We start from the raw sequence: 24,253 nt of genomic DNA on the forward strand, positions 1-24,253 counted from the left end.
GGGACCGCCGCGGCGGGTCCGCCCAGCCAGGACACCGCGAGGGCGCCGGCGAATGCGTCCCCGGCGCCGGTCGTGTCGACCACCGCGACCTCGGGGGAGTCGGCGTGGAGCGTGACGCCGTCGCCGTCCGTGTGGTCGGCGCCCGACGATCCACGGGTGGTCACCAGGTGGGTGACGGCTCCGGTGACGTCGGCGCCGAGTTGCGCGGATTCGGTCTCGTTGACGAGCAGGACGTCGATCAGTTCCACGAGTTCGCGTGGAAGGGGCTGCACCGGAGACGGATTCACCATCACGACGGTGTCGTGGGCCGCGGCGTGCGCGGCGGCCGCCACCACGGTGTCGAGGGGGATCTCGAGTTGGCAGAGCAGGACGTCGGCATCGGCGATCGCCGCGAGTTCCGCGGGTGTCAGGTCCGCCACGGTGCTGTTGGCGCCCGGGACCACGACGATGCAGTTCTCGCCGGCGGCATCGACGGTGATCGCCGCGATCCCGCTCGGGCCGTCCACCTCACGCAGAAACCGGGTGTCGACCTCGGCGTCCACGAGAGCCTGACGCAGGTCGAGCGCGAACACGTCGGAGCCGACGGCCCCGATGAACGTCACCTCCCCGCCCGCCCGCGCGGCGGCGATCGCCTGGTTGGCGCCTTTGCCGCCGGGGGTGGCGGCAAAGGCGCTGCCCAGAATCGTCTCGCCCGGCCGGGGCAATCGCCCGGTCGCCGTCAGTAGGTCCATGTTGACGCTGCCGACGACGGCGACCCTGGGAGTGGACATACCCCGAGACTAGCCCGCGTCGGCGGACGCCGTCTCCTGCGCGGACGTCGCGGATGCGTCGCTCTTCGCGCGGCGCAGACGCTTCAGCACCCGGCGGGCCTCCGCGTCCGTGGACACGGCCGGCGGCGAACCCTCCAGCGGCTTCCTGGCCGTTTCGGAGATGAGCAGCACCGCGACACCACCGATGACCGCCGCAACCATCATGTACATCGGCGCGACGAGGTCGCTGCCGGTCGCGTCCTGCAGCGCCGTGAGCACCAGGGGAGTGGTGCCACCGAAGATCGACACCGCCAGGTTGTATCCGATCGCCAGGCCGCCGTAGCGGATTCCGGTGGGGAACAACGCGGGAAGGACCGACGGGAAGACGCCCACGAAGAGCAGCAGGAGCCCACCGAGGATCGCGAGACCGAGGAAGACGGTGAAGTAGTTGCCGACCCCGATCAGCAGGTACGCGGGCAGCGACAGAGCGAAGAATCCGACGAAACCGGCCAGCAGCAACGGTTTACGACCGACCCGGTCGGACAGTTTCCCGACGAAGCTGATGCCCACCATCATGATCAGCATCACGACGATCATGAGGACGAGGCCGTGCGACTCGTCGTAGCCGAGCGTGTTCGACAGGTACGTCGGCATGTAGCTGAGCAGGCCATAGTGCGCGATGTTGTAGGTGGCGACCAGGATGACGCACAGCACCAGCGGACGCCAGTTCTCCACCAGCGTCTCGCGCAGTTTGCGTCCCGTGGATTCGTCTGCGAGCGAACGCTCTTCGGCCTGCTCCATCTGCTGGAACGCCGGCGTCTCCTCGAGTCGCAACCGCAGGTAGAGGCCGATCAGGCCCAGCGGGCCGGCCAGTAGGAACGGAATTCGCCATGCCCAGTCGACGAGCGCGTCGGCGCTGACGACGCTGCTGATGATGGTGACCAGGCCCGCGGCCGCGACATACCCGGCGAGGGTTCCGAACTCGAGGAAGCTCGCGAAGAAGCCGCGACGCTTGTCGGGCGCGTACTCGGCGACGAACGTGCTGGCGCCGCCGTATTCGCCGCCCGTCGAGAATCCCTGCACGAGCCGGAACAGCACCAGCAGAACCGGCGCCGCGAGCCCGATGGATCCGTAACTCGGGATCAGCCCGATCGCGAAAGTGCTTCCCGCCATCAGGATGATCGTGGTGGCGAGCACCTTCTTGCGGCCGATCCGGTCGCCGAGCGGGCCGAAGAACAGTCCGCCGAGCGGGCGGACGACGAAGGCCGCGGCGAAGATCGCGAACGTCGACAGCAGCTGTGCGGTACCGCTGGCCTCGGGAAAGAAGACCTTGCCGATTGTGGTCGCCAGGTAGGCGTACACGCCGAAGTCGAACCACTCCATGGCGTTACCGAGCATGGTGGCCTTGACGGCCCGTTTGACGGAGGCCTCGTCGGTGACTGTGACATCAGGTGATTCGGCCACCTCGGCCGAGGTGATCGAGTGGTCTGGTGCATTCATGTCGTGCGCTCCCCAGCGCAGTTATCACCCGCGCGGGGCACGTACCTGATGCACGCATCTTTTCGTCGCCCGCACGGCGATTGCTGGTCGGGTTCGGCAACCCACGGCCCTTCGGCGCGATGCGGCCCCCGCCGATCGGCTCTGGCTCGTGGCTCGGTCCCGCCCCACCGTCCGGGGTGCGGGACTACCAGCTGTAAGAGCGATTACCGTAGCAAAGGATACGGAGCTTGTCGGCCCGAGCCTCAGAACGCGCGGGCGTACTGAGCCGGAATCTCCGGCGTCACCTGGGCATTCAGTACTCGTGCGGCTTTTCGCGGCCAGTACGGGTCGCGCAGGAGTTCGCGCCCGAGGAACACGGCGACGGCTTCTCCCGACTCCACGATCCGCTCGGCCTGCTCCGGCTCGGTGATGAGCCCGACCGCGGCCGCCGGGACCGTGGTCTCGTTCTGGATGCGACGGGCGAACGGAACCTGATACCCGGGTTCCACGGGGATCCGTGCGGACGCGACGCCGCCGCTGGAGACGTCGACGAGGTCGACACCGAGGTCGGCCAGCGCCTGCACGAGGGTGACGGTCTGGTCCGGCGTCCAGCTGCCGGCGTCGAGACCGGGTTCCTCGGACAACCAGTCGGTGGCCGACACCCGGACGAAGACGGGCAGCTCGGCGGGCCACACACCACGCACCGCCTTGACGACCTCGAGTAGGAGCCGGATGCGGCCCGCGAAGCTGCCGCCGTACTCGTCGGTGCGGTGGTTGCTCAGCGGTGAGAGGAACTGGTGGAGCAGATAGCCGTGTGCCGCATGGATTTCCACCACCTTGAAGGCTGCCCGGGACGCCCGCTCGGCAGCTGCGGCGAAATCCGCGACCACCTTCCGGATGTCTTCGGCCGTCGCCTCTGCAGGCGGGGTGTGATCGCCGAATCCGATCGCGCTCGGGGCCACCGTCTGCCAGGACAGCCGGTCGTCGCCGGCGAGGCTTCCGCCCCCGCGCCACGGGACGTGCGCGGACCCCTTCCGTCCGGCATGACCGAGCTGGATGCCCGGCACCGCGCCGAAGTACTCGATCTGCGCGTTGATCTCCGCGAAGGCGTGGGTCTGGGTGTCGTTCCAGATGCCGAGGTCGGCCGGGCTGATGCGGCCCTCCGGGCTGACGGCCGTCGCCTCGGTGAGGATCAGTCCGGCACCGCCGATGGCGCGGGTCACCAGGTGCGTCCGGTGCCAGTCGCCCGGGACTCCCACGTCGCGGCCCGTCACGTCGGCCGAGTACTGGCACATCGGTGCCATCCACACCCGGTTGGGGGCGGTGACTCCACGGAAGGTGATGGGCTCGAACAACACGCTCACTACAGCACTCCTGCCTCTGATGGTCTCGACCAGTCGTAACGTGCGCGGGGGACCACATCATTCCCGATCGTTCCCGCTCCGCGGTGTACACGCCCCGGTATATAGGCTGTCTTCATGACTGCAGTGACTTCCACCTCGTCGGCCGGTGCCACGGTGGACACCCGTGAAGCCGTCCACGCAGCGGCCCGTCGCGCTCGCACCGCGTCGCGGGTCCTCGCGCTGCTCACCACCGCGCAGAAGGATGCGGCGCTCCACGCGGCGGCCGACGCCGTCCTCGCCGCCTCGGCCGACATCCTCGCCGCCAATGCCGCCGACATCGAGGCGGCCCGGGCGTCGGGCACCGAGGACTCCCTCCTCGACCGGCTGCGGCTGACGCCGGAACGGATCGAGGGAATCGCATCCGGTCTGCGGCAGGTCGCCGGTCTGCCCGACCCGGTCGGTGAAGTGGTGCGCGGCTCCACGCTCCCCAACGGTCTCGAACTCCGTCAGCTGCGCGTACCTCTCGGCGTCGTGGGCATGGTGTACGAGGCCCGGCCCAACGTCACCGTCGACGCGTTCGGGCTGGCACTCAAGTCGGGCAACGCTGCCCTGCTGCGCGGGTCCTCGTCCGCGGCGAAGTCGAACGCGGCCCTGGTCGCGGCGCTGCGGACGTCGCTGGCGGCGCAGGACCTGCCGGCGGATGCGGTGCAGTTGCTGCCGAGCGAGGATCGCTCCAGCGTGACGCACCTGATCCAGGCCCGCGGGCTGGTGGACGTCGTCATTCCCCGCGGCGGCGCCGGCCTGATCAGCGCCGTCGTCCGCGACGCGACGGTCCCGACCATCGAGACGGGTGTCGGAAACTGCCACGTGTACGTGCACGCCGCGGCCGACCTCGAGATGGCCGAGCGGATCCTGCTCAATTCCAAGACCCGACGGCCGAGTGTCTGCAACACCGCCGAGACGGTGCTGATCGACGCCGCGATCGCGGAGACGGCCGTCCCGAAGCTGCTGCAGGCCCTCCAGATGCACAGTGTGACGGTCCACGGAGATCTGCCCGGGCTGGTGCCCGCGACCGAGGCGGACTGGTCGGAGGAGTACCTCACGCTGGATGTGGCGCTCAAGGTGGTCGACGATCTCGGCGCCGCGGTCGAGCACATCGACAAGTACGGAACCGGTCACACCGAGGCCATCGTGACGTCGGACCTCGCCGCCGCCCGCGAGTTCACCGCCCGGGTCGACGCGGCCGCCGTCATGGTCAACGCCTCCACCGCCTTCACGGACGGTGAGCAGTTCGGATTCGGCGCCGAGATCGGGATCTCCACGCAGAAACTGCACGCGCGCGGTCCGATGGGTCTCCCCGAACTGACCTCCACCAAGTGGATCGTGTGGGGAGACGGGCACACCCGCGCGGTCTAGACCCCCGTCAGACACCTCTCCAAGCACCTCTCCAAGCACCTCTCCAAGCACCTCTCCAAGCACCTCTAGCCCGTACACCCTTCTGAAAGGAGCGAGCGTGGACCGCGCACTGCCCACCACGACGCCGTTCTTCGCGAGCGTCGACGACGTCATCGCTCGGCTCGCCGAAACCGGATACCTGTCCGACAAGGGCACCGCGACCGCGGTGTTCCTCGCCGACCGGCTCGGAAAGCCCCTGCTCATCGAGGGCCCCGCCGGAGTCGGCAAGACCGAGCTCGCCCGCGCCGTGGCCGAGACCAGCGGTGCCGAACTGGTGCGGTTGCAGTGCTACGAGGGCGTCGACGAGGCCCGCGCGCTGTACGAGTGGAACCACGCGAAGCAGATCCTGCGCATCCAGGCGGGCAGCGACCACAGCTGGGACGCGACCAAGGCGGACGTCTTCTCCGAGGAATTCCTGCTGTCGCGGCCCCTGCTGACCGCCATCCGGCGCGAGGACCCGACGGTGCTGCTCATCGACGAGACCGACAAGGCCGACGTCGAAATCGAGGGGCTGCTCCTCGAGGTGCTCAGCGATTTCGCGGTCACCGTCCCCGAACTCGGCACCATCACGGCCACACGCAAGCCGTTCGTCGTCCTCACCTCGAACGCCACCCGCGAACTGTCGGAGGCCCTCAAGCGCCGCTGCCTCTTCCTGCATCTCGACTTCCCCGACGCGGAGCTCGAGCGGCGGATCCTCGCGAGCCGCGTGCCGGAACTTCCCGAGGCGGTGGCCGAGCAGTTGGTCAGGACGATCCGCGTGCTGCGCGGCATGCAGTTGAAGAAGCTGCCGTCGGTGGCCGAGACCATCGACTGGGGTCGCACGCTCCTGGCGCTGGGGCTCGACACCCTCGACGACGACGCCGTGCGCGCGACGATGGGTGTCGTCCTCAAACACCAATCCGACCAGCTGCGGGCTGCTGCCGAGCTGCGACTGAACTGAAGGACTCCCCATGGCTGCTGGTGGTCCACTCGCGTCCCGGTCGAAGCCGGGCGGTCCCGCGGCGCCGCACGGCCTGCCGGGGCATCTCGTCGACTTCGTCGAGGCGCTGCGGCGCCGCGGCATCATGGTCGGACCGTCCGAGACGGTCGACGCCGGACAGGTCATGGCCGTCCTCGATCTGCTCGACCGGGAATCGCTGCGCGAGGGTCTCGCGTGCGCGCTGTTGCGGCGTCCCACTCACCGGCCCACGTTCGACGCGTTGTTCGAACTCTGGTTCCCGGCGGCGGTCGGCCACCGATCGGACGGGGCGATCGACACGAGCCTGCCGCGGAACGCGAAAGGTGATATCGACTACGAGGCGCTGCGCGAACTGATCGTCGAGCTGCTCACCGACGGGTCGCCGGAGGCGATCGAACTCACCGAGCTCCTCACCGCGCAGATGGTCGAGGAACTCGGGCAGTACCAGTCGGCGAACGGTCCGTCGTTCTCGGCGTACCAGGCGCTGCGCGACGTGGCGCCGGAATCCCTGCTCAAGAAGATCCTCGACGGGCTGCTCGGCAATCAGCAGGACGGCGAAGCGCGAACCACGGAAAGCTACGAATCCGAGGTGGCCAAGCGCACCGCCGCCCAGCGGATCGCCGATTTCCGCAAGATGATCGAGAAGGAGACGCGGCGACGGTCCGCCGAGAACCTCGGCAAGGAACGGGTGGCGTCGTACGGCGTGCCGCGGCTGGCCGAGGAAGTCGACTTCCTGCGCGCGTCCGACGCCGAATTGACCGCGCTGAAACGCAACGTCACCCCGCTCGCCCGGCTACTCGCGAGCCGCCTGGCCGTGCGGCGCAGCCGTAACCGGGCCGGTTCGATCGACCTGCGCCGCACGCTGCGCAAGTCGATGTCCACCGGGGGAGTGCCCATCGACCTCGTCCAGCGCAAGCCCCGGCGGGCGCGGCCCGAGCTCGTCGTGATGTGCGACGTGTCGGGCTCGGTGGCCGGATTCAGCCACTTCACCCTGCTGCTCGTCCATGCGCTGCGGGAACAGTTCTCGCGGGTGCGGGTGTTCGCGTTCATCGACACCACCGACGAGGTCACCCGGTTCTTCGACTCGGGCGCCGACCTCGGCAGCGCCATGTCCCGGATGATCCGGGAAGCCGACCTGGTCGGCTACGACGGTCACTCCGACTACGGCAACGCGTTCGGGGTGTTCGCCGAGCGGTTCACTCAGAGCATCACGTCGCGTTCGTCGCTGCTGGTGCTCGGCGACGGTCGCAACAACTACCGGGACCCGAACCTCGAGGCCCTCGCCCGACTCGTGTCGGTGGCGAAACACGCGCACTGGCTCAACCCGGAGCCCCGCGGCCAGTGGGGATCGGGGGACTCGGCGGCCACGGTGTACAACGAGGTCATCAGCATGCACGAATGCCGATCCGCTCAGCAGCTGGCGTCGGTGGTCGCCGGATTGCTGCCGGTGTGAGCACGTAAGCTCGACACTCGTGGAACAGGGAGCAGCGGGCGCACGTCGGCGCCGCTTGGGAGTCATGGGCGGCACCTTCGACCCCATTCATCACGGTCACCTGGTGGCGGCCAGCGAGGTGGCAGACCGATTCAGCCTCGACGAGGTCGTCTTCGTGCCCACCGGCAGGCCGTGGCAGAAGCAGGGCAAGGGCGTCAGCCCCGCCGAGGACCGGTACCTGATGACGGTCATCGCCACCGCGTCGAATCCGCGATTCTCGGTCAGCAGGGTGGACGTCGACCGCGAGAAGGTCACCTACACTGTCGACACTCTGCGGGATCTGCGCAGCTACCACCCGGACGCCGAGCTGTACTTCATTACCGGTGCGGACGCCCTGGCGAGTATCCTGTCCTGGCAGGACTGGGAGGAACTGTTCTCGCTGGCGAAGTTCGTCGGGGTGTCGCGTCCGGGATTCGATCTCAACACCGAACATCTGGCCGGTCATCTGGACGCGTTGCCCGAGGACGCGGTCACGTTGATCGAGATCCCGGCTCTGGCGATCTCCTCGACGGAATGTCGGCGGCGCGCCAGTCGCCATCGTCCTGTGTGGTACCTCGTGCCGGACGGTGTGGTCCAGTACATCTCCAAACGGAACCTGTATCGGCCACCGGACTCCGAGCGCCTCGACGGCGCGACGACGATGTCCGAACCGGCCCCGGACAAGACCAAGAGTTAGTCAGTACTTTTCGAACGAACTGGGAGAACATCGCGTGAGCGCAACGACCGAAGCCATCGAGATGGCACGCATCGCGGCAGTGGCTGCCGACGAGAAGCTGGCCTCCGATGTGGTGGTGCTCGATGTTTCCGAGCAGCTGGTCATCACCGACTGCTTCGTCATCGCCTCCGCGCCCAACGAGCGCCAGGTGAATGCGATCGTCGAGAACATCGAGGATCGTCTGCGTGAGGCAGGTCACAAGCCGGTGCGTCGTGAGGGCACCCGCGAAGGCCGTTGGGCACTGCTCGATTTCGTGGACGTGGTCATCCACGTCCAGCACAACGAGGAACGCAACTTCTACGCACTCGACCGACTGTGGAAGGACTGCCCGACCGTGCCCGTCGAGGGTCTCGGGCAGCACGGTCCGGCCGACGCGAACGGTGCGGGCGCCCCCGAGGCCGAGGAGTCCGAACTGTGACGGATGCTCAACGTGCCCCGCGGCGTCTGATACTGCTCCGCCACGGACAGACCGAGTACAACGCCGACAACCGCATGCAGGGCCAACTCGACACCGAACTGTCGGAGCGGGGGCGGTCGCAGGCCCGCGCCGCCGCATCCGCGTTGGTCGGTCGCAGGCCGATCTCCATCGTGTCCTCCGATCTGCGCCGTGCGTACGACACCGCCGTCGAGGTCGGTGACAACGCCGGTTTGCCGGTGCAGATCGACGAGCGACTCCGCGAGACGCATCTCGGTGACTGGCAGGGGCTCACGCATCTCGACGTCGACGCACGCGCACCCGGCGCCCGCGCCACGTGGCGGGGCGACGCGACCTGGGCGCCGCCCGGCGGGGAGAGCCGCCTCGACGTCGCGCGGCGCAGCAAGCCGGTGGTCGCGGAACTCGTCGAGAAGCACGAGGACTGGGCCGAGAAGCCGGTGGTCCTGGTCGCTCACGGCGGATTGATCGCCGCGCTGACCGCCGCCCTGCTGGATCTGCCCGTCGACCGCTGGCCGGTGCTGGGCGGACTGGGCAACACGAGTTGGGTGCAGCTGAGCGCGTACGGAAACCCCGATTCGCTCAACTGGCGTCTCGACGTGTGGAACGCGTCTGCGAGTGTGGCCAGTGACGTCCTCTGAGGTGGGCACCGGCTCCGGGGAACGCCCCGTCCTGCTCGTGCTCGCCGATTCGCTGTCGTATTACGGACCCAAGGGCGGTCTCCCGTCCGACCACCCCGACATCTGGCCCAATATCGTTGCACGTCAACTCGGTTGGGACGTAGAACTGGTGGCGCGGATCGGCTGGACCAGCCGTGACGTGTGGTGGGCGCTGACGCAGGACCCGCGCGTGTGGTCCGCGGTTCCCCGAGCCGGCGCCGTCGTGTTCGCCATCGGGGGCATGGATTCGCTTCCGTCTCCGCTTCCGACGGCACTGCGGGAACAGTTGCGCTACGTCCGCCCGCCCGCGCTGCGGCGTGTCGTGCGGACCGGCTACCAGTGGCTGCAGCCCCGGCTGTCGCCGCTGGGGTGGCCGGTGGCGCTGCCCCCGCGGCTGAGCGTCGAATACCTGGAGAGTTCACGGGCGGCGCTCGAGTACATGCGCCCCGAACTCCCCGTCATCGGCACCCTGCCGTCCGTGCATCGCAGCGAGGCGTACGGCAAGGTTCATGCGGGCCGCCCCGGCGCCGTGGCCGCCATCACCGCCTGGTCGGAGGAGAAGAACGTGCCCCTCGTTGATCTCGCGGAGGCGGTGCGCGCCAACGTCTTCAGCGAACACGGAAATCCGGACGGCATCCACTGGGGCTGGGACGGACACACCGAGGTCGCCGCGGCCATGCTGACCGCCCTCCGCGCGGCGGGTGTCGCGCCGGAGGTCGCCGGGGACGCGGTTCCGGCCGACCCGGTGTCGAGTGGAGCCGAGTAGTCCGATGCCCGTCGTCGTCGTCACCGATTCTTCGGCATCCATCCTGCCGGAACTCGTCGAGCAGTACGGGATCCTGGTGGTCCCGCTCCACGTCCTCAGCGGCGGCAAGGATTTCCGGGAGGGGATCGACGAGGTCCCGGAGGAACTTGCCGGAGTCACCACGTCGGGAGCCTCGCCGAGCGAGCTGTCCGAGGCCTACGCGGCAGCGCTGGAACTCAGTGACGGCGCGGGAGTTCTCGCCGTCCACATCTCGCGGCAACTGTCCGGCACCTGGGAGGCCGGCCGCCAGGCGGCGCAGGAGTTCGATGGCCGCGTGCGGATCGTCGATTCCCAGTCCGCCGGAATGGGTTTGGGCTACCCGGTGCTGGAGGCGGCGCGGCTGGCGCAGGACGGTGCCGACCTCGAGGCGGTGTACCGGCGGGCTGTCGACGTCGCGAGCCGCGGGCGTTGCCTGATCGTCGTGGACCGGCTCGACCAGTTGCGTCGCGGGGGGCGGATCGGTACGGCCGCCGCGCTGCTCGGGACCGCGCTGGCGATGAAACCGGTCCTGCACCTCGTGGACGGTCGGCTGGTTCTGAAGGAGAAGACGAGGACCTCGACCAAGGCGATGGCCCGAATGGTCGACGCCGCGGTGGAGCAGGCGGGTCTGGACAGGACGGCCGTCGCTGTGCATCACATGCACGCCCCGCGGCGGGCCGAAGCGGTCGCGCAGCAACTGAAAGACCGGATTCCGCAGGTCAGCGATATCGTCGTCACCGATTTCAGCTCGGTGATCGGAGCCCACGTCGGGGCGGGTGCCATCGGCATCGTGCTGTGCCCGGAGCCCGTCCTGCACCACGACGACCACGATTCATCCACAACTTCGCACTGATCCACAGGAAGATTCGAAACGCCCGGTCACCCGGGCATCGGGGTGGGCGGGCCACTCTACTGTCGCGTCATGGGCATCAGGGAAGAGCGCTCGAGAGGCCGGACCCGTCTCGCGTTCCTCACATCGGGGGAACGCGAGGCCCTTCCTCCGGCCACGCCGGCGGCGCCGGAGTGGCTCGTCGAGCCCGACGTAACCGACCTCGACGGCGACACGACGTGGTCGGCCGAACACCGCCGGGGTGTCTTCTCGCTGCCCGACCGGTGGCGTGACGCCCGGTTCGATCCCGGACGATCCGGTGCGATCGTACTGATCGTGGTGGGAGTTCTCGTCGCGGCGGTCACCGTGGTGGGCGTGCGTAGCGATCGGCCGGAGACCCAGGCCGTTCCGTCGCTGCCCGCGGCGGGAGTGCAGTCCCCGGCCCCGGCACCCGAATCACCGACACCGGCCGCCGCGGCGCCGCCGGCTCCGTCGGAGGAGATCGTCGTCAGCGTCGTCGGGCTGGTGGTCTCGGCCGGGCTGGTCCGTCTTCCACCGGGCTCGCGTGTCGCGGACGCGCTCGCCGCAGCCGGGGGAGTGCGCGACGGCGCCGACACGCTCGGATTGAATCTGGCACAACGATTGTCGGACGGCGATCAGGTACTCGTGGGAGTCGCGACCACGCAGGCGCCCCCGAGCGCGGTGGGCGGCACGTCCACCGGGGCCCCGGCCGCGGGTGGTGCGACCGCCACGGCCGGTGGGCTGGTGAACCTCAACACGGCGACGGCGACGGAACTCGACGCGCTGCCCGGCGTCGGCCCCGTCACGGCGGCGGCGATCGTTGCGTGGCGCACGACCAACGGCACGTTCACCGACATTTCCCAACTGGGGGAGGTGGACGGCATCGGGCCGGTGCGGCTCGAGAAGCTGCGCGGCCAGGTCACGCTCTGATGCCCGAGAGCGAACCCCGGCTCCTCGATCTGCGGCTCGTCTCGTTCGCCGGGATGTGCTGGGTGGCAACACTGGTCGGCGTTCTCGGAGGGTCCCGGGCGGCGTGGGTGTTCGTGGGCGCACTGTCGGGAGCGGGGATTCTCCTCGCCGCCGGATGCGCCCTGCTCGGGACGCGGCGATGGACGGCGGGAACGCTGGCGGTCCTGCTGTTCGGATCCTGCTGCGGTGGCGGCGTGGCCTGGCGGGTGCAGAACGTGGAACGGCACCCGTTGACCGAACTCGCGCGAAACGAGACGTGGGTGACGCTTGTCGTGACCCCGGTCGACGACCCTCGGCCGATCGTGGGCTTCGGACGGCGCGTCCTCGTGAACGCGGACGTGGTCGAGATCCGCCGGGCCACCGAGACCGTCCACACGGGCGGCGCGGTGGTTCTCCTCGCCCCGGCGGAGGGGTGGCTCGGGCTGCTACCGGGTCAGGAAGTGGTTCTGCGGGGGCAGTTGAGCCCGCCGCTGCACCGGGACCTGAGCCTGGCCACCGTCCGGGTGTCGGGGCCACCCACCGGGGTCGGCCCCGCGCCCCCGCATCAGCGGTGGGCCGGCGCCCTGCGTGGACGGTTCGCCGCGGCCGCGGCCGTCCTCCCCGAGGGTCAAGCCGGGCTCCTGCCGGGGCTGGTGGTCGGCGACACCTCCGCGCTGCCCCCGGAGCTGAAGGAAGACTTCACCGCGACCGGACTGACGCACCTCACCGCGGTGTCGGGGGCGAATGTCAGCATCCTGCTGGGCGCGGTTCTGCTCCTGGTGCGAGCGGTGGGGCTCGGTCCCCGTGCCGGCGCGGTGCTCGCCGCAGTGGCCCTGATCGCCTTCGTGGTGATCGCGCGACCGTCTCCCAGTGTGTTGCGTGCCGCAGCGATGGGTTCGGTCGCGCTGCTGGCGCTCGTGACCGGGCGACGGAAACAGGCGATGCCCGCGCTCGCCGGGGGTGTCATCGCCCTGGTGGCCTGGTCGCCGGCACTGGCGGTGGACTTCGGATTCGCCCTCTCGGTGACCGCCACCGCGGCGTTGATCGTGATCGCGCCCGTGTGGGTGGACCGCCTCATGGGCCGCGGGTGGCCGCGGGCGCTGGCCGAGACCGTGGCGGTGACCGTCGCCGCCTTCGTCGTGACCGCGCCGATCGTGGCCGCGATGGCCGGGACCGTGAGCCTGGTGTCGATCTGCGCGAACATGCTGGTCGCCCCCGTGATCGGTGTGATCACCGTGGTGGGGGCGGTGGCCGCGCTCGTCGCCGCGATCAGCGTGCCCGCCGCGGCCGTGGCGGTGCGCCTGACGCAGTGGCCGCTGTGGTGGCTGGTGACCGTGGCCGAACGGGGAGCGCGAATTCCCGGCGCGTCGATACCGGTGCCGTCCGGGCCTGCCGGTGCCGCGGTCGTCCTCGGCGCCGTGCTCGCGATCGGCGTGGCACTCCGCAGCCGCCGTTCCCGGCTGGTGCTCGCCGGAATCGCCCTCGGTGTGCTGGTGCTGTGGGCGCCGGTCTGGCCGTCGTCGCTGGTTCGGCTCGAGTGAGCGCAGTCGAATCCGGGCAACCTCCACAGAACTCGAAGAAAGGGGCGAACCATGCAGGTGGGTTTCAAGCTGATGGCTGAGACCTTCGATCCGCGGGAGATCGTGCGGCAGGCGGTGGAAGCCGAACGCGCCGGCTTCGACTTCGTCGAGGTGAGCGATCACTACCACCCCTGGCTCTACAGCCACGGCCATTCGGGGTTCGTGTGGTCGATGCTGGCGGCGGCCGCAGCCCGCACCAGCCGGATCGGTCTGGCCACCGGCGTCACCTGCCCGTTCGTCCGATACCACCCCGCGATCATCGCGCAGGCCGCGGCCACCACCGCCGTTCTCAGCGAGGGCCGCTTCACCCTCGGGCTGGGCTCGGGAGAACGGCTGAACGAGCACGTCGTCGGCGGCGGGTGGCCGTCGGTCACCGTCCGGCACCGGATGCTCCGTGAGGCGATCGACATCATCCGGCTGCTGTGGTCGGGCGGCTACCACTCCTACGAGGGCAGGCACCTCACGCTCGACGACGCCCGCGTTTTCGATCTCCCCGACGTACCGCCCACGATCGCGGTGGCGGCGGGCGGAACGGAGGCCGTCCGCATCGCGGCGGAACTCGGCGACGGACTATTCGCCACCCAACCCGACCCGGACCTGGTGAAGGCCTATACCGGTGCCGGCGGGACGGGACCGCGGTACGGGGAAGTGCCCCTCGCATGGGCGCGTGACGAGGAATCCGCGGTCGAATCGGCGCACCGGCTGTTCCGGTTCGGGTTGACCGGGTGGAAGGTTCAGGCGGAGCTGCCGAATCCGATCAACTTCGAGGCGGCGTCGTCCTCGATCCGCACCGGGGACGTCCGGGACGCCATGGCGTGCGGGCCGGACGTCCGGCGGCACCTCGAGGTGGCAGGCACGTTCGTGGACGCCGGGTTCGATCATCTGGCGCTGATCGATGCGGGACCGGACGTGGATGGATTCTTCGAGTTCTTCGCCAACGAGCTGAACGAGCCACTGCGGGCGCTGACGACATCGTGATGCCCGCTGTGCCACTGGGCTTTTCGACGACATCGACCTGGTGAGGAAAAGCCGGGAGGAGCCACTTCTGTATCGTTTCGACTTCGATTCCCGATGTGTGTATGCGACACCGAAACACCGACTACCATCCGGTGGCAGATGTAGCGGTGAACGGTCTTGGAACGCACCCGCATTGGAGGGCGAGAGGGATGTCGGAATCGGAGCGGACAGATCTCGATGTGGACGAAGAACTGGACGCCGTCCAGGTCCGGAGGGCGCAGCGCGTCGTCGCTGCGCAGTCGCTCGACGCCGCAGACTGCCGCATGCTCCTGTCGATGCTGGGTATCGCGGGCAACCCCGATGCGCCGGAGGCGGACTGACCGGTCAGGTCACCTTCCGGTGATGATGGGCGACGATTTCCTGCGCCACCGTCGCCAGTTTGACGTTCATGTCCTGCGAGGTGGTGCGGAGAATCTCCATCGCCTGGGTCTCGGAAATGTTGTGGAACGCCATCAGCAGGCCCACGGCCTTCCCGATCTCACGATTGCTGGCGAGGCCGGCCCGCAGCGTCTCGGCCTCGAGGTGCTCGTGCACGGCCGCCAGCGCTACCGCCGCGAACGAGGCGAGCATGATGCCCTGCTCGACGGACGTGGTGGTCAGAGCTCCCGGGGTGTCGGAGAACAGATCGAGCGCTCCGACCTTGCGTCCCAGGATGACGAGACGGAATCCGGCAGCCCCGCGCACCGGCGTGTGGGCCAGAACCCGCTGCGACAGCCGGGGCCACTGCGAACCGGCCGCGAGGTCCGTTTCGAACTGAGGTGTGTCGCTGACGATGGCGTCGACGCAGGGCCCCTCGTTCTCGATGCGCTCGAACTCGTCGACGCGGGCGGCGACCTCGTCACTGGCGGCGACCGTCACGTAGCGCGACCCCTCCCGGAGCATCAGGCTGGCGTGTGCACAGCCTTCGACGAGAAGCGGCGCGGCATCGCAGATGGCTTGGTGAACATGCCCGAAATCCTGACCTGCGTACAGGAGGTCCGCGAGGGTCGCGAACGTCGCGGCCGACTTGCCGATGGCTTGGACGCGCGTCGGATCGGGCACTCTGTCTTGCATCGCGTCCTCCCGCACTCGGGCTTGCACCCGGCTCTGTGATTCAGTCTGCCAGAGCGGGAGGTCGCCGCCGGACCGGGCGACGGAATTCGCGATCTTCCGCCGGGAGCGGTCGCCTCGGCGGAAGATGACGACATGGTGACGCCCGCCGAGAGCCCACTCGTGACCATTGCCCAGGGAACTCTGCGGGGCACCTGCCGCGGCGGAGTGCTGTCGTGGAAAGGCATTCCCTACGCCGCTCCACCGGTCGGCGAGTGGAGGCTGCGCTCACCCTGCGCGCCCGAACCCTTCACCGAGGTGCGCGACTGTTCCCGGTTCGGCCCGATCGCACCGCAGAACGAGCACGGGCCGCTGCCCATCGACCCCGGACTGTCCCTCGACGAGGACTGCCTGTCCGTGAACGTCTTCGCCCCGGCGACGGGGTCGGATCGACCGCGGCCTGTGATGGTGTGGATTCACGGCGGCGCGTACTACCTCGGTTCGTCCGGGCAGCGCATGTTCGACCCCACCCATCTGGTCGAACGTGGGGACGTGGTGGTGGTGACGCTCAACTACCGCCTCGGTGCGCTGGGATTCCTGGACTTCTCCTCGTTCTCGACCGAGCGGCATCCGTTCGACACGAACCTCGGCCTGCGTGACCAGATCGCGGCACTGACCTGGGTCCGTGACAACATCGCGGCGTTCGGTGGCGACCCCGACGACGTGACGTTGTTCGGTGAATCCGCCGGTGGCGGCGCCGTCACGACCCTGATGACATCCCCCCGCGCGGAGGGGCTGTTCCACCGTGCGATCGCCGAGAGCTCACCCGCCACCTCGGTGTACGGCAGAGAACGTGCGGCGAGCATCGCCGAGTCCTTTCTCGAGTTGCTCGACATCGCACCGTCCGACGCGGGACGTCTGCGCGATCTCCCCGCCGACGTGCTGACGAAGGCATGCGTGGAACTCGTCCAGCAGGTGCCCGCGCGTGTGCCCGGCACCCTCGCGGTTGCCCCCACCGTCGACGGGGACGTGGTCCCGCACTACCCCGTGGCGGCCTTCCAGAACGGTCTCGCGCACCGGATCCCCCTGCTGATCGGGACGAACAAGGACGAGGCGTCGATGTTCCGGCTGATGAAGTCGCCCCTGATGCCGATCACCCCCGACGCTGTCCATCAGATGTTCGTGGCGATCGCCGCCGACCATCCCGACCTTCCCGCCGACGAGGAGCAGGAGGTGGCGGCGGCGTATCCCGACTACCCGAAGAAACGCTCGGCCATGGAGATCTCGCGGGATGCCGCATTCCGGATGCCGACGCTGTGGATCGCGGAGGCGCACAGCCGCGTCGCGCCGACGTGGCTGTATCGCTTCGACTACGCCACCCCCTTCCTGCGCGCCGCGCGGATCGGTGCCACCCACGGCACCGAGGTGCCGTACGTCTTCGGGAACTTCGGCGTCGTCCCGCGTGACCCCACGTTCAAGCTCGGCGGACACCGAACCGCCGGGCACGTGTCGGAACGGATCCAGCGGCGATGGTTGTCCTTCGCCGTGGACGGCACCCCGGACGGAACGGACGCGGAGGTCGGCTGGCCCCGGTACGACGAAGCGGATCGCACGACGCTGCTGATCGGGAAGTCCGACGCCGTCGTCGCCGACCCGGACCGGGAACTCCGCCGGGCGTGGGGTGAGGAGGTCATCGGTTTCACGTGAGCCCGAGGGCACCCGGTTTCGTCTCGGCGGAACGGGGGATACCTGCTGAATGAGTCCTGCAGCAACGGAATCGGGTCGCGACCTCACCGTGGGGGTCGAAGAGGAGTTCTTCCTCGTCGACGAGTCCGGACACCTTTCCGGGGCAGGGCCCGACGTGGTCGCGGAGGCGGGCCACGACATTCGCGGGCTCCAGCGTGAACTCGCGCGATGCCAGATCGAGACGGCGACCGGTGTGTGCCACACCGGAGAGGAACTGCACGAGGAACTGCGCAGCCTCAGGCGCCGGCTGATGAAGGCTGCCGCCGGCCGCGACCTGTCGCTGCTGCCGAGCGGTACACCGCCGATGACCGAGGGCGTGCCTCCGGCGATCACCCCGAGCCCGCGTTACGAGGAGATGGCCCGCCACTTCGGGTCGATCGTGGACACGGTGACCACGTGCGGCTGTCACGTGCACGTGGGAATCCCGAGCCGTGAGATCGGTGTCCGGGTGAGCAACCAGGTGCGCAGTTGGCTGCCGGTGCTCCTCGCCCTCGCCGGAAATTCGCCGTTCCACGGTGGGCACGACACGGGCTACCACAGCTGGCGGCACATCCTGTGGTCGCGCTGGCCGTCGGCGGGCCCGCCCCCGCATTTCGATTCCGCGGACGAGTACGAGTCGATCGTCGGCGCGATGATCGGATCCGGCGCCGCCATGGATCGTGGAATGATCTACTGGCACGTCCGCCTCTCCGACAAGCAACCCACCATCGAGGTCAGAATCGCGGACGTCGCCATGACCGCGGCGCACGCAGCGCTCTACGCGGTGGTGGTGAAGGGACTGGTCGGGTGGGCGCTGCTCTCGGTCGAGGACGGTCTCACCGTGCCGTGGCTGCGCGTCGAACTGCTCCGTGCGCAACTGTGGCGGGCGGCCCGCGACGGACTCGACGGGGAATGCACGAGTCCCGCCGCGGACCGGTCGCTGCCGATCCGGCGGCAGCTGGAACTGCTGAACGAGTGCATAGCCCCCTGCCTGGGGGCGGGCGATCGCGCCTTCCTCGAATCGGGACTCGACTCCGTCCTGCGAGAGGGGACGGGCGCCGAGAGGCAACGCGCCGAGTTCGAACGCGACGGCACACTGGCGTCGGTGGTGGGGCTCCTGACGCGAGAAGTGGTCAGCTGAGCAGCGGCAGGGAGCGGAGATAGCCGGGATGCAGCAGCCCGGCGGAGTGCGGCCCCGTGAACAGGGCGCCCGCGCTGGAATCGGGTCCGGCACGGAGCGGACCGGGGTCGTCGATCAACGCCTCCATGGTCGCGGTGTCGACGAGGACGAGGTCGATGCGCTGCTCGACGGGGTGGTACAGCGCGAGGATCACCGGTTCGGGGTGGTGGGCGGCGGCGCGTCGCATCACCTGCAGCGCGGGATCGGTGGCCAGGGCGAGCACGGTGACCTCGGCGAACGACGCGAGCCCGTCCGCGACCTCGTGGCCGGCGACGCTGCGCCACGTCCGCCCGTACAGGGTGAGAGCGTCGGTGTGGTGCCGCTGATCGTCGACGGTCCGCACCGTGCCGCGCGGCAGGTCGAGCAGGGTCCGCCATTGCGCTTCGAAGAACTCGGTCGCGGCGTCGAAGTCGGTTTGGTTCACGGCGACGTTCCGAGACCCGTTCGGTGCGGGTTCGAGAGGGCTGCCGCCACGGGCGAACACGGTCTCGGTGTGCCCGGACACCGAGCAGCGGGCCACCAGTTGTACCGACCACCGGATGAGCAGTCCGTCGCGGCCGGTGTACCGGAACCCGAGCTCGTACCGTTGCCCCGCCGCCCTGTCGTCGTCGAGGTCGATCGTGTGCGCGTAATCCTCGCGGGCGACGCCGTCCACCCCGGTATCCGCGGTCATGTGATCGAGTGTCCACCGATGGCGCAGTGTCCGGGCGGCGATGGAGATAGTCGCGTTCCGGGGTGTCGGCGAACGTGTCCGCCCCACGTGGCACGATCTTCGCGTGAGCACTCCAACTCAGCTCGAACAGCTCCATCTCGTCCTCGGTGACGAGGAGTTCCTCGTCGAACGCGCGGTGGCGCAGGTCATCGGGCAGGTCCGTGCGACAGCGGACGTGGCGGCGGGCGCGGACCTTCCCGTCAACCGGCTGCGGGCGGGCGATGCGGGGGCGCCGGAACTCGCCGAACTGCTCAGTCCCTCCCTGTTCGCCGAAGACCGGGTGGTGGTGCTCGAGGCCGCAGCCGAGGCGGGCAAGGACGCGGTGGCACTGGTCCTGGGCGCTGCCGGAGATCCACCGCCGGGTGTCGTTCTCGTCGTCCTCCACTCGGGCGGCGGACGCGCGAAGGCGATGACCGGGGCGTTGGAGAAGCTCGGCGCCGTTGTCCACCCGTGCGCCAAGCTGAAGTCCGGCGACATCATCGGCTTCATCCGCGGCGAGTTCCGCACACTGGGGGTCCGGGTGTCACCGGAAGTGGTGCAGAGCGTGTTCGAAGGGGTGGGCTCGAATCTGCGCGAGCTGGCCGCGGCGTGCTCGCAGCTCACGGCAGACACCGGCGGCAAGATCGACGTCGCGGCCGTGCAGCGGTACTACTCGGGCAAGGCCGAGGTCAGTGGATTCGATGTCGCGGACAAGGCCGTCGCCGGCGACACCGCGGGTGCGATCGAGGCGCTGCGCTGGGCGATGCTGCGGGGTGTGCCACACGTGCTGCTGGCGGACGCGCTCGCCGACGCGGTGCACTCGATTGCCCGGGTGGCCCCGGCCGGACGGGGAGACCCGTTCCGGATGGCGTCGGAACTGGGTATGCCGCCCTGGAAGATCAAGAAGGCGCAGGCCCTTGCGAACGGGTGGACACCCACCTCGGTGGGGGAGGCGCTGCGGATCGTCGCCACACTCAACGCCGACGTCAAAGGCGCCGCCGCTGACGCGGACTACGCCGTGGAGAGTGCCGTGGGACGCGTCTCCCGGTTACGTCAGATCTGACTCGAGACACGACAACAGCCGCTCGATCCTAGGATCGAGCGGCTGTTGGAGAGCCTACGACGGAAGAACCGTCAGATCTTGTTGGCAGCCTGCGCGAGAGCAGACTTCTTGTTGGCAGCCTGGTTGGCGTGAATGACGCCCTTGCTGGCTGCCTTGTCGAGCTTGCGGCTGGTGGCGACGAGGAGCTCGTTGGCCTTGTCCTTGTCACCGGCCGCCGCAGCCTCGCGGAACGAGCGGATCGCCGTGCGCAGCGAGGACTTCACCGACTGGTTACGGAGTCGGGCCGCCTCGTTGGTACGGATCCGCTTCACCTGGGACTTGATGTTGGCCACGCGTAAAATCCTGTCGTCTTAAGCTGGTTACGGTCGAGAAAGCTGTGGGCGCACACATATGCACCGACAGGCGAGATTACCAGTGATCGGTGTCCGATCTCAAACCGGCGCCGGGACGCGCCGACAAATCCTGCAGCTGCGCTGCTGAACGGGTGTGCATGTAGCAGCATGTCTGGGATGACGCCCCCAGCATCGAAGTCGTCAACAGTAGCGAAATCGTCGGCAACCTCGAAAGCCCCCGTCCGAAAATCGGGGGGAAGCACGCAGGCGGGTGCGAAGGCAGCGGGAACCCAGCCCCGGACGCGGGTGACCGCGCGGCCGCGCAAGCCCGCACCCCCCGCTCACGTGTTCGACGGTTACACCGACCTCGGCCGATACGGGCTCGCGTTCGACGAGATGTTCGACCGCGACGGCACCGTCCGCCCGCCGTACAAGGGCGTGTTCAAGGCGCTCGAGCCGGCGGACCGGGCCGACCTCGCCGCCCGATCCGACGCCCTGGGCAGGGCGTTCATCGACCAGGGCGTGACGTTCTCGCTGTCCGGTCAGGAACGGCCGTTCCCGCTCGATCTCGTGCCGCGAGTCATCGCTGCAGCGGAATGGACGCGCCTCGAGAAGGGCATCAAACAGCGCGTGCATGCGCTCGAGATGTTCCTCGACGATGTCTACGGGGAACAGCGCATCCTGCGTGACCACGTGCTGCCGAAGCGGTTGGTCACGTCGTGCGAGCACTTCCACCGGGAGGCCGCGGGGATCGTCCCGCCGAACGGTGTGCGAATCCACGTCGCCGGGATCGACCTCGTCCGCGACGAGAACGGGGTGTTCCGCGTCCTCGAGGACAACCTGCGTTCCCCGTCCGGGGTGTCGTACGTCATGGAGAACCGTCGCACGATGGCACGGGTCTTCCCCGACCTGTTCATGTCGCACCGCGTGCGGTCCGTCGGTGACTACGCCTCCCACCTGTTGCGGGCGCTGCGCGCGTCGGCTGCCTTGAACGAAGCCGATCCGACCGTCGTCGTGCTGACACCCGGCGTCGCGAACTCCGCGTACTTCGAGCATTCGCTGCTCGCACGCCAGATGGGCGTCGAGCTGGTCGAGGGCCGCGACCTCTTCTGCCGCGACAACATGGTCTACATGCGCACGACCGAGGGGGAGCGGCAGGTCGACGTCATCTACCGCCGCATCGACGACGACTACCTCGACCCCATGCACTTCCGGCCCGACTCGGTGCTGGGGGTGGCCGGTGTGCTCAATGCGGCGAGGGCGGGCAACGTCGTCATCTCGAGTGCCGTCGGGAACGGAGTCGGCGACGACAAACTCGTCTACACGTACGTTCCTCAGATCATCGACTACTACCTCGGCGAGAAGCCGTTGCTCGCGAACGTCGACACGTTCCGGTGCTGGCTGGACGAGGAGTGCGAGGAGGTCCTGGACCGGGTCGACGAACTGGTGATCAAACCGGTGGAGGGCTCCGGCGGCTACGGCATCGTCTTCGGCCCCGACGCGTCACCGAAGGAACTGAACACGATCACCCGGAAGATCAAGGCCGACCCCCGTGGGTGGATCGCCCAGCCGGTCGTCCAGCTGTCCACGGTGCCGACCAAGGTCGGGGACGAACTGGTTCCCCGGCACGTCGACCTGCGGCCCTTCGCCGTCAACGACGGCGACGACGTGTGGGTGCTGCCGGGCGGGCTCACCCGGGTGGCCCTGCCCGAGGGATCGCTCGTCGTGAACTCCAGCCAGGGCGGCGGCAGCAAGGACACGTGGGTGCTGGCGAGCAGGAGCTCCGACGAAGAACGGGAACTCGCCGGCGAGGAGCTCGTGGCCGAGCCGGCGCAGTCGGCGGAGGCCGAGCAGGGGCCCGAGCTCAGCACGACCCAACTACAGCAACAGCAACAGCAACAGCAACAGCAGCAGCAGCAACACGGCAGGGGAGGTGATCGCTGATGCTGGCGAGGAACGCGGAATCGCTGTACTGGATCGGCCGGTACGTGGAGCGGGCCGACGACATGGCCCGGATTCTCGACGTCGCCGTGCACCAGTTGCTCGACGACGCCTCGGTGGACCCGGACCGCACGTCCCGGTTGCTGTTGCGGGTGCTCGGCATCGAAGCGCCCGACACCCAGCTCGACGTCCGGTCGGTGACGGAACTGGTGGCGTTCAGCCGCAACCAGGTGGGCTCGATCATCGACTCGCTCGCCAGCGCCCGGGAGAACGCTCGGGGTGCCCGCGAGGTCACGTCCAGCGAGATGTGGGAGTGCCTGAACACCACGTACAACGGGCTCGCGGAACGGGAGCGGGCGTCCAAGCGTCTCGGGCCGCACGAGTTCTTCCGGTACGTGGAGGAACGGGCGGCGATGTTCGCGGGTCTGGCCGACTCGACCATGAGCCGCGACGACGGGTACCGCTTCCTGCTGCTGGGCCGCTCGATCGAACGGGTCGACATGCTCGCGCGGATGTTGCTGTCCCGTGCGGGCGACCGCCCGTCCTCGCCGGCGTGGGTGACGGTGCTGCGCTCCGCGGGAGCCCACGACACCTATTTGCGCACGTACCGCGGAGCGCTGGACGCCAACCGTGTGGTCGAGTTCATCCTGCTGGACCGCCTGTTCCCGCGGTCGGTGTTCCACGCCATCCGACAGGCGGAGCAGTGCCTCGCCGAACTCGACCACCAGCCCGACAGCCGCGTCGGCCCCCGGGCCGAGGCGCAGCGCCTACTGGGCCGGGCGCGGAGCGAACTCGAGTTCCTGCCGCCGGGAGTGCTCCTCGAAGACCTCCAGGACAGGCTCGCGGGGTTACAGGAAACCTGCCGGGAGCTGGGAGAAGCCATAGCGCTGCAGTATTTTCACGCCGCGCCGTGGGTGGCGTGGACCGATGCACGGGCCGTCGGCGGCGACGCCGTCGTGGAGGGAGAGCTGTGAGCTGGCGTATGAGAGTCGTGCACACCACCGGGTATGCCTACGACGCACCGGTCACGTCGTCGTACAACGAGGCCCGTCTCACCCCTCGCGGGGACGGCAGGCAGACGGTGATCCTGAACCGTGTGGAGACGACACCGGCGACGCGGTCGTACCGCTACACCGACTACTGGGGCACCGCCGTCACCGCATTCGATCTCCATGCGCCGCACAAGGAACTCGAGGTCACCGGACTGTCCGTGGTGGAGACCGAACCGTTCTGGGAACCGGAGGAGAAGGCGGACTGGGACGAGCTGGCCGGTGCGCCGCTCACGGACCGGTTCAACGAACAGTTGAGCAACACCACGTTCGTTCCGCGGAACCGCAAACTGGACAGCATCGCCCGGGACCTGCGCAAGGGCCGCACCCCCGACGAAGCCGTCGTCGCGGCCGCGGACTGGGTGCATCAGGAGATGGACTACGTCCCGGGGACGACCGGCGTCCACACGTCCGCGGTCGACGCCTGGGCCGAGCGGCAGGGGGTGTGCCAGGACTATGCGCACCTGACGCTGGTGCTGCTCCGCAGCATGGGAATTCCGAGCCGCTATGTGTCCGGCTATCTGCACCCGAAACCCGATGCGGCAGTGGATGACACGGTGGCGGGCGAGAGCCACGCATGGGTGGAGGCGTGGACCGGCGCCTGGTGGGGATACGACCCCACCAACGCCGTGGCGGTCAACGAACAGCACGTGTCGGTGGGCATCGGGCGGGACTACGCGGACGTTCCGCCGCTGAAGGGCATCTTCTCCGGGGGCCGGGCAACTGATCTCGAAGTCGTCGTGGAGATCACACGTCTGGCGTAAAGTCCCACGCATATCTG

The 24,253-nt window shown here is 68.9% G+C and carries 24 protein-coding genes; 18 read left to right on the plus strand and 6 right to left on the minus strand.

The genetic code is table 11. From position 1 onward, the window contains the following. From RJ1_RS23140 to RJ1_RS23150, 3 genes are all read right to left on the minus strand, one after another. Positions 1-770, minus strand: a 770-nt coding sequence (locus tag RJ1_RS23140) for a ribokinase (RefSeq protein ID WP_073364324.1), incomplete at its 3' end; no start/stop codon positions are given. A gap of 9 nt (positions 771-779) precedes the next feature. After that, positions 780-2,249, minus strand: coding sequence for an MFS transporter (locus RJ1_RS23145; protein ID WP_073364325.1), 1,470 nt, complete (start codon positions 2,247-2,249; stop codon positions 780-782). A 242-nt stretch (positions 2,250-2,491) separates the two neighbouring features. Continuing rightward, the gene (locus RJ1_RS23150) at positions 2,492-3,592 is read right to left on the minus strand and encodes an NADH:flavin oxidoreductase/NADH oxidase (protein ID WP_073364327.1); all 1,101 of its coding nucleotides are present in this window, start codon (positions 3,590-3,592) and stop codon (positions 2,492-2,494) included. A gap of 114 nt (positions 3,593-3,706) precedes the next feature. On the opposite strand from RJ1_RS23150, the gene RJ1_RS23155 reads away from it, so the two are divergent. The 12 genes from RJ1_RS23155 (at position 3,707) to RJ1_RS46825 (ending at position 14,782) form a co-directional block, all read left to right on the plus strand. After that, positions 3,707-4,987, plus strand: a complete 1,281-nt coding sequence (locus RJ1_RS23155) for a glutamate-5-semialdehyde dehydrogenase (RefSeq protein ID WP_073364328.1) — start codon at positions 3,707-3,709, stop codon at positions 4,985-4,987. A gap of 97 nt (positions 4,988-5,084) precedes the next feature. Continuing rightward, a complete protein-coding gene (locus tag RJ1_RS23160; protein ID WP_073364330.1) occupies positions 5,085-5,966 on the plus strand; it encodes an AAA family ATPase in 882 nt (293 codons plus the stop codon). A 10-nt stretch (positions 5,967-5,976) separates the two neighbouring features. Next, positions 5,977-7,437 (plus strand): vWA domain-containing protein, encoded by a 1,461-nt coding sequence (locus RJ1_RS23165; protein ID WP_073364331.1) that lies wholly within the window; start codon positions 5,977-5,979, stop codon positions 7,435-7,437. Positions 7,438-7,456: 19 nt separating this feature from the next. Then, positions 7,457-8,152, plus strand: a complete 696-nt coding sequence (gene nadD / locus RJ1_RS23170; RefSeq protein WP_005248045.1) for a nicotinate-nucleotide adenylyltransferase — start codon at positions 7,457-7,459, stop codon at positions 8,150-8,152. 34 nt (positions 8,153-8,186) lie between these two features. Next, positions 8,187-8,609, plus strand: a complete 423-nt coding sequence (rsfS, locus tag RJ1_RS23175) for a ribosome silencing factor (protein ID WP_073364333.1) — start codon at positions 8,187-8,189, stop codon at positions 8,607-8,609. Beyond that, the gene (locus tag RJ1_RS23180; RefSeq protein ID WP_073364334.1) at positions 8,606-9,265 is read left to right on the plus strand and encodes a histidine phosphatase family protein; all 660 of its coding nucleotides are present in this window, start codon (positions 8,606-8,608) and stop codon (positions 9,263-9,265) included. Before rsfS ends, RJ1_RS23180 begins: the two co-directional genes overlap by 4 nt. Beyond that, positions 9,252-10,049 (plus strand): diglucosylglycerate octanoyltransferase, encoded by a 798-nt coding sequence (gene octT, locus RJ1_RS23185; protein ID WP_073364336.1) that lies wholly within the window; start codon positions 9,252-9,254, stop codon positions 10,047-10,049. The genes RJ1_RS23180 and octT overlap by 14 nt, the downstream gene beginning before the upstream one ends. Positions 10,050-10,053: 4 nt before the next feature. Beyond that, a complete protein-coding gene (locus RJ1_RS23190) occupies positions 10,054-10,920 on the plus strand; it encodes a DegV family protein (RefSeq protein ID WP_073364337.1) in 867 nt (288 codons plus the stop codon). Positions 10,921-10,989: 69 nt separating this feature from the next. After that, entirely contained in the window at positions 10,990-11,847 is an 858-nt protein-coding gene (locus tag RJ1_RS23195) for a ComEA family DNA-binding protein (RefSeq protein WP_073364428.1), read from the plus strand. Next, complete coding sequence (locus tag RJ1_RS23200; RefSeq protein WP_073364339.1) at positions 11,847-13,406, plus strand: ComEC/Rec2 family competence protein; 1,560 nt, start codon at positions 11,847-11,849, stop codon at positions 13,404-13,406. Before RJ1_RS23195 ends, RJ1_RS23200 begins: the two co-directional genes overlap by 1 nt. A 51-nt stretch (positions 13,407-13,457) precedes the next feature. Then, on the plus strand, positions 13,458-14,423 hold the full coding sequence (locus RJ1_RS23205) for a TIGR03557 family F420-dependent LLM class oxidoreductase (protein ID WP_073364340.1): 966 nt from the start codon (positions 13,458-13,460) through the stop codon (positions 14,421-14,423). Positions 14,424-14,611: 188 nt separating this feature from the next. Further along, on the plus strand, positions 14,612-14,782 hold the full coding sequence (locus tag RJ1_RS46825) for a hypothetical protein (RefSeq protein ID WP_162850329.1): 171 nt from the start codon (positions 14,612-14,614) through the stop codon (positions 14,780-14,782). 4 nt (positions 14,783-14,786) lie between these two features. Here RJ1_RS46825 and RJ1_RS23210 read toward each other — a convergent pair whose 3' ends face one another. Next, on the minus strand, positions 14,787-15,515 hold the full coding sequence (locus tag RJ1_RS23210) for an ANTAR domain-containing protein (RefSeq protein ID WP_073364430.1): 729 nt from the start codon (positions 15,513-15,515) through the stop codon (positions 14,787-14,789). Positions 15,516-15,647: 132 nt separating this feature from the next. On the opposite strand from RJ1_RS23210, the gene RJ1_RS23215 reads away from it, so the two are divergent. Beyond that, entirely contained in the window at positions 15,648-17,198 is a 1,551-nt protein-coding gene (locus RJ1_RS23215) for a carboxylesterase/lipase family protein (protein WP_073364342.1), read from the plus strand. A 49-nt stretch (positions 17,199-17,247) separates the two neighbouring features. Beyond that, on the plus strand, positions 17,248-18,357 hold the full coding sequence (locus RJ1_RS23220) for a carboxylate-amine ligase (RefSeq protein WP_073364343.1): 1,110 nt from the start codon (positions 17,248-17,250) through the stop codon (positions 18,355-18,357). Here RJ1_RS23220 and RJ1_RS23225 read toward each other — a convergent pair. Further along, entirely contained in the window at positions 18,350-19,069 is a 720-nt protein-coding gene (locus RJ1_RS23225) for a hypothetical protein (protein WP_073364344.1), read from the minus strand. The two genes, RJ1_RS23220 and RJ1_RS23225, sit on opposite strands and share 8 nt — an antisense overlap. Before the next feature lie 103 nt (positions 19,070-19,172). Between RJ1_RS23225 and holA the strand changes: the two genes are divergently transcribed. Then, positions 19,173-20,150 (plus strand): DNA polymerase III subunit delta, encoded by a 978-nt coding sequence (gene holA / locus RJ1_RS23230; protein ID WP_073364431.1) that lies wholly within the window; start codon positions 19,173-19,175, stop codon positions 20,148-20,150. Positions 20,151-20,221: 71 nt separating this feature from the next. Here the strand turns inward: holA and rpsT are convergent, their stop codons facing one another. Next, entirely contained in the window at positions 20,222-20,482 is a 261-nt protein-coding gene (rpsT, locus tag RJ1_RS23235; protein ID WP_033232941.1) for a 30S ribosomal protein S20, read from the minus strand. 306 nt (positions 20,483-20,788) lie between these two features. Between rpsT and RJ1_RS23245 the strand changes: the two genes are divergently transcribed. The 3 genes from RJ1_RS23245 to RJ1_RS23255 are packed head-to-tail and all read left to right on the plus strand — an operon-like array spanning position 20,789 to position 24,236. Then, the gene (locus RJ1_RS23245; protein WP_073364346.1) at positions 20,789-22,426 is read left to right on the plus strand and encodes a circularly permuted type 2 ATP-grasp protein; all 1,638 of its coding nucleotides are present in this window, start codon (positions 20,789-20,791) and stop codon (positions 22,424-22,426) included. Next, positions 22,426-23,397 (plus strand): alpha-E domain-containing protein, encoded by a 972-nt coding sequence (locus RJ1_RS23250; protein ID WP_073364347.1) that lies wholly within the window; start codon positions 22,426-22,428, stop codon positions 23,395-23,397. Before RJ1_RS23245 ends, RJ1_RS23250 begins: the two co-directional genes overlap by 1 nt. A gap of 8 nt (positions 23,398-23,405) precedes the next feature. Next, positions 23,406-24,236, plus strand: a complete 831-nt coding sequence (locus RJ1_RS23255; RefSeq protein WP_073364349.1) for a transglutaminase family protein — start codon at positions 23,406-23,408, stop codon at positions 24,234-24,236. The last annotated feature ends 17 nt before the right edge of the window (positions 24,237-24,253 follow it).

The organism is Rhodococcus jostii NBRC 16295 (genome assembly GCF_001894825.1).
In the GTDB taxonomy this organism is placed as follows: Bacteria; Actinomycetota; Actinomycetes; order Mycobacteriales; family Mycobacteriaceae; genus Rhodococcus_F; species Rhodococcus_F jostii.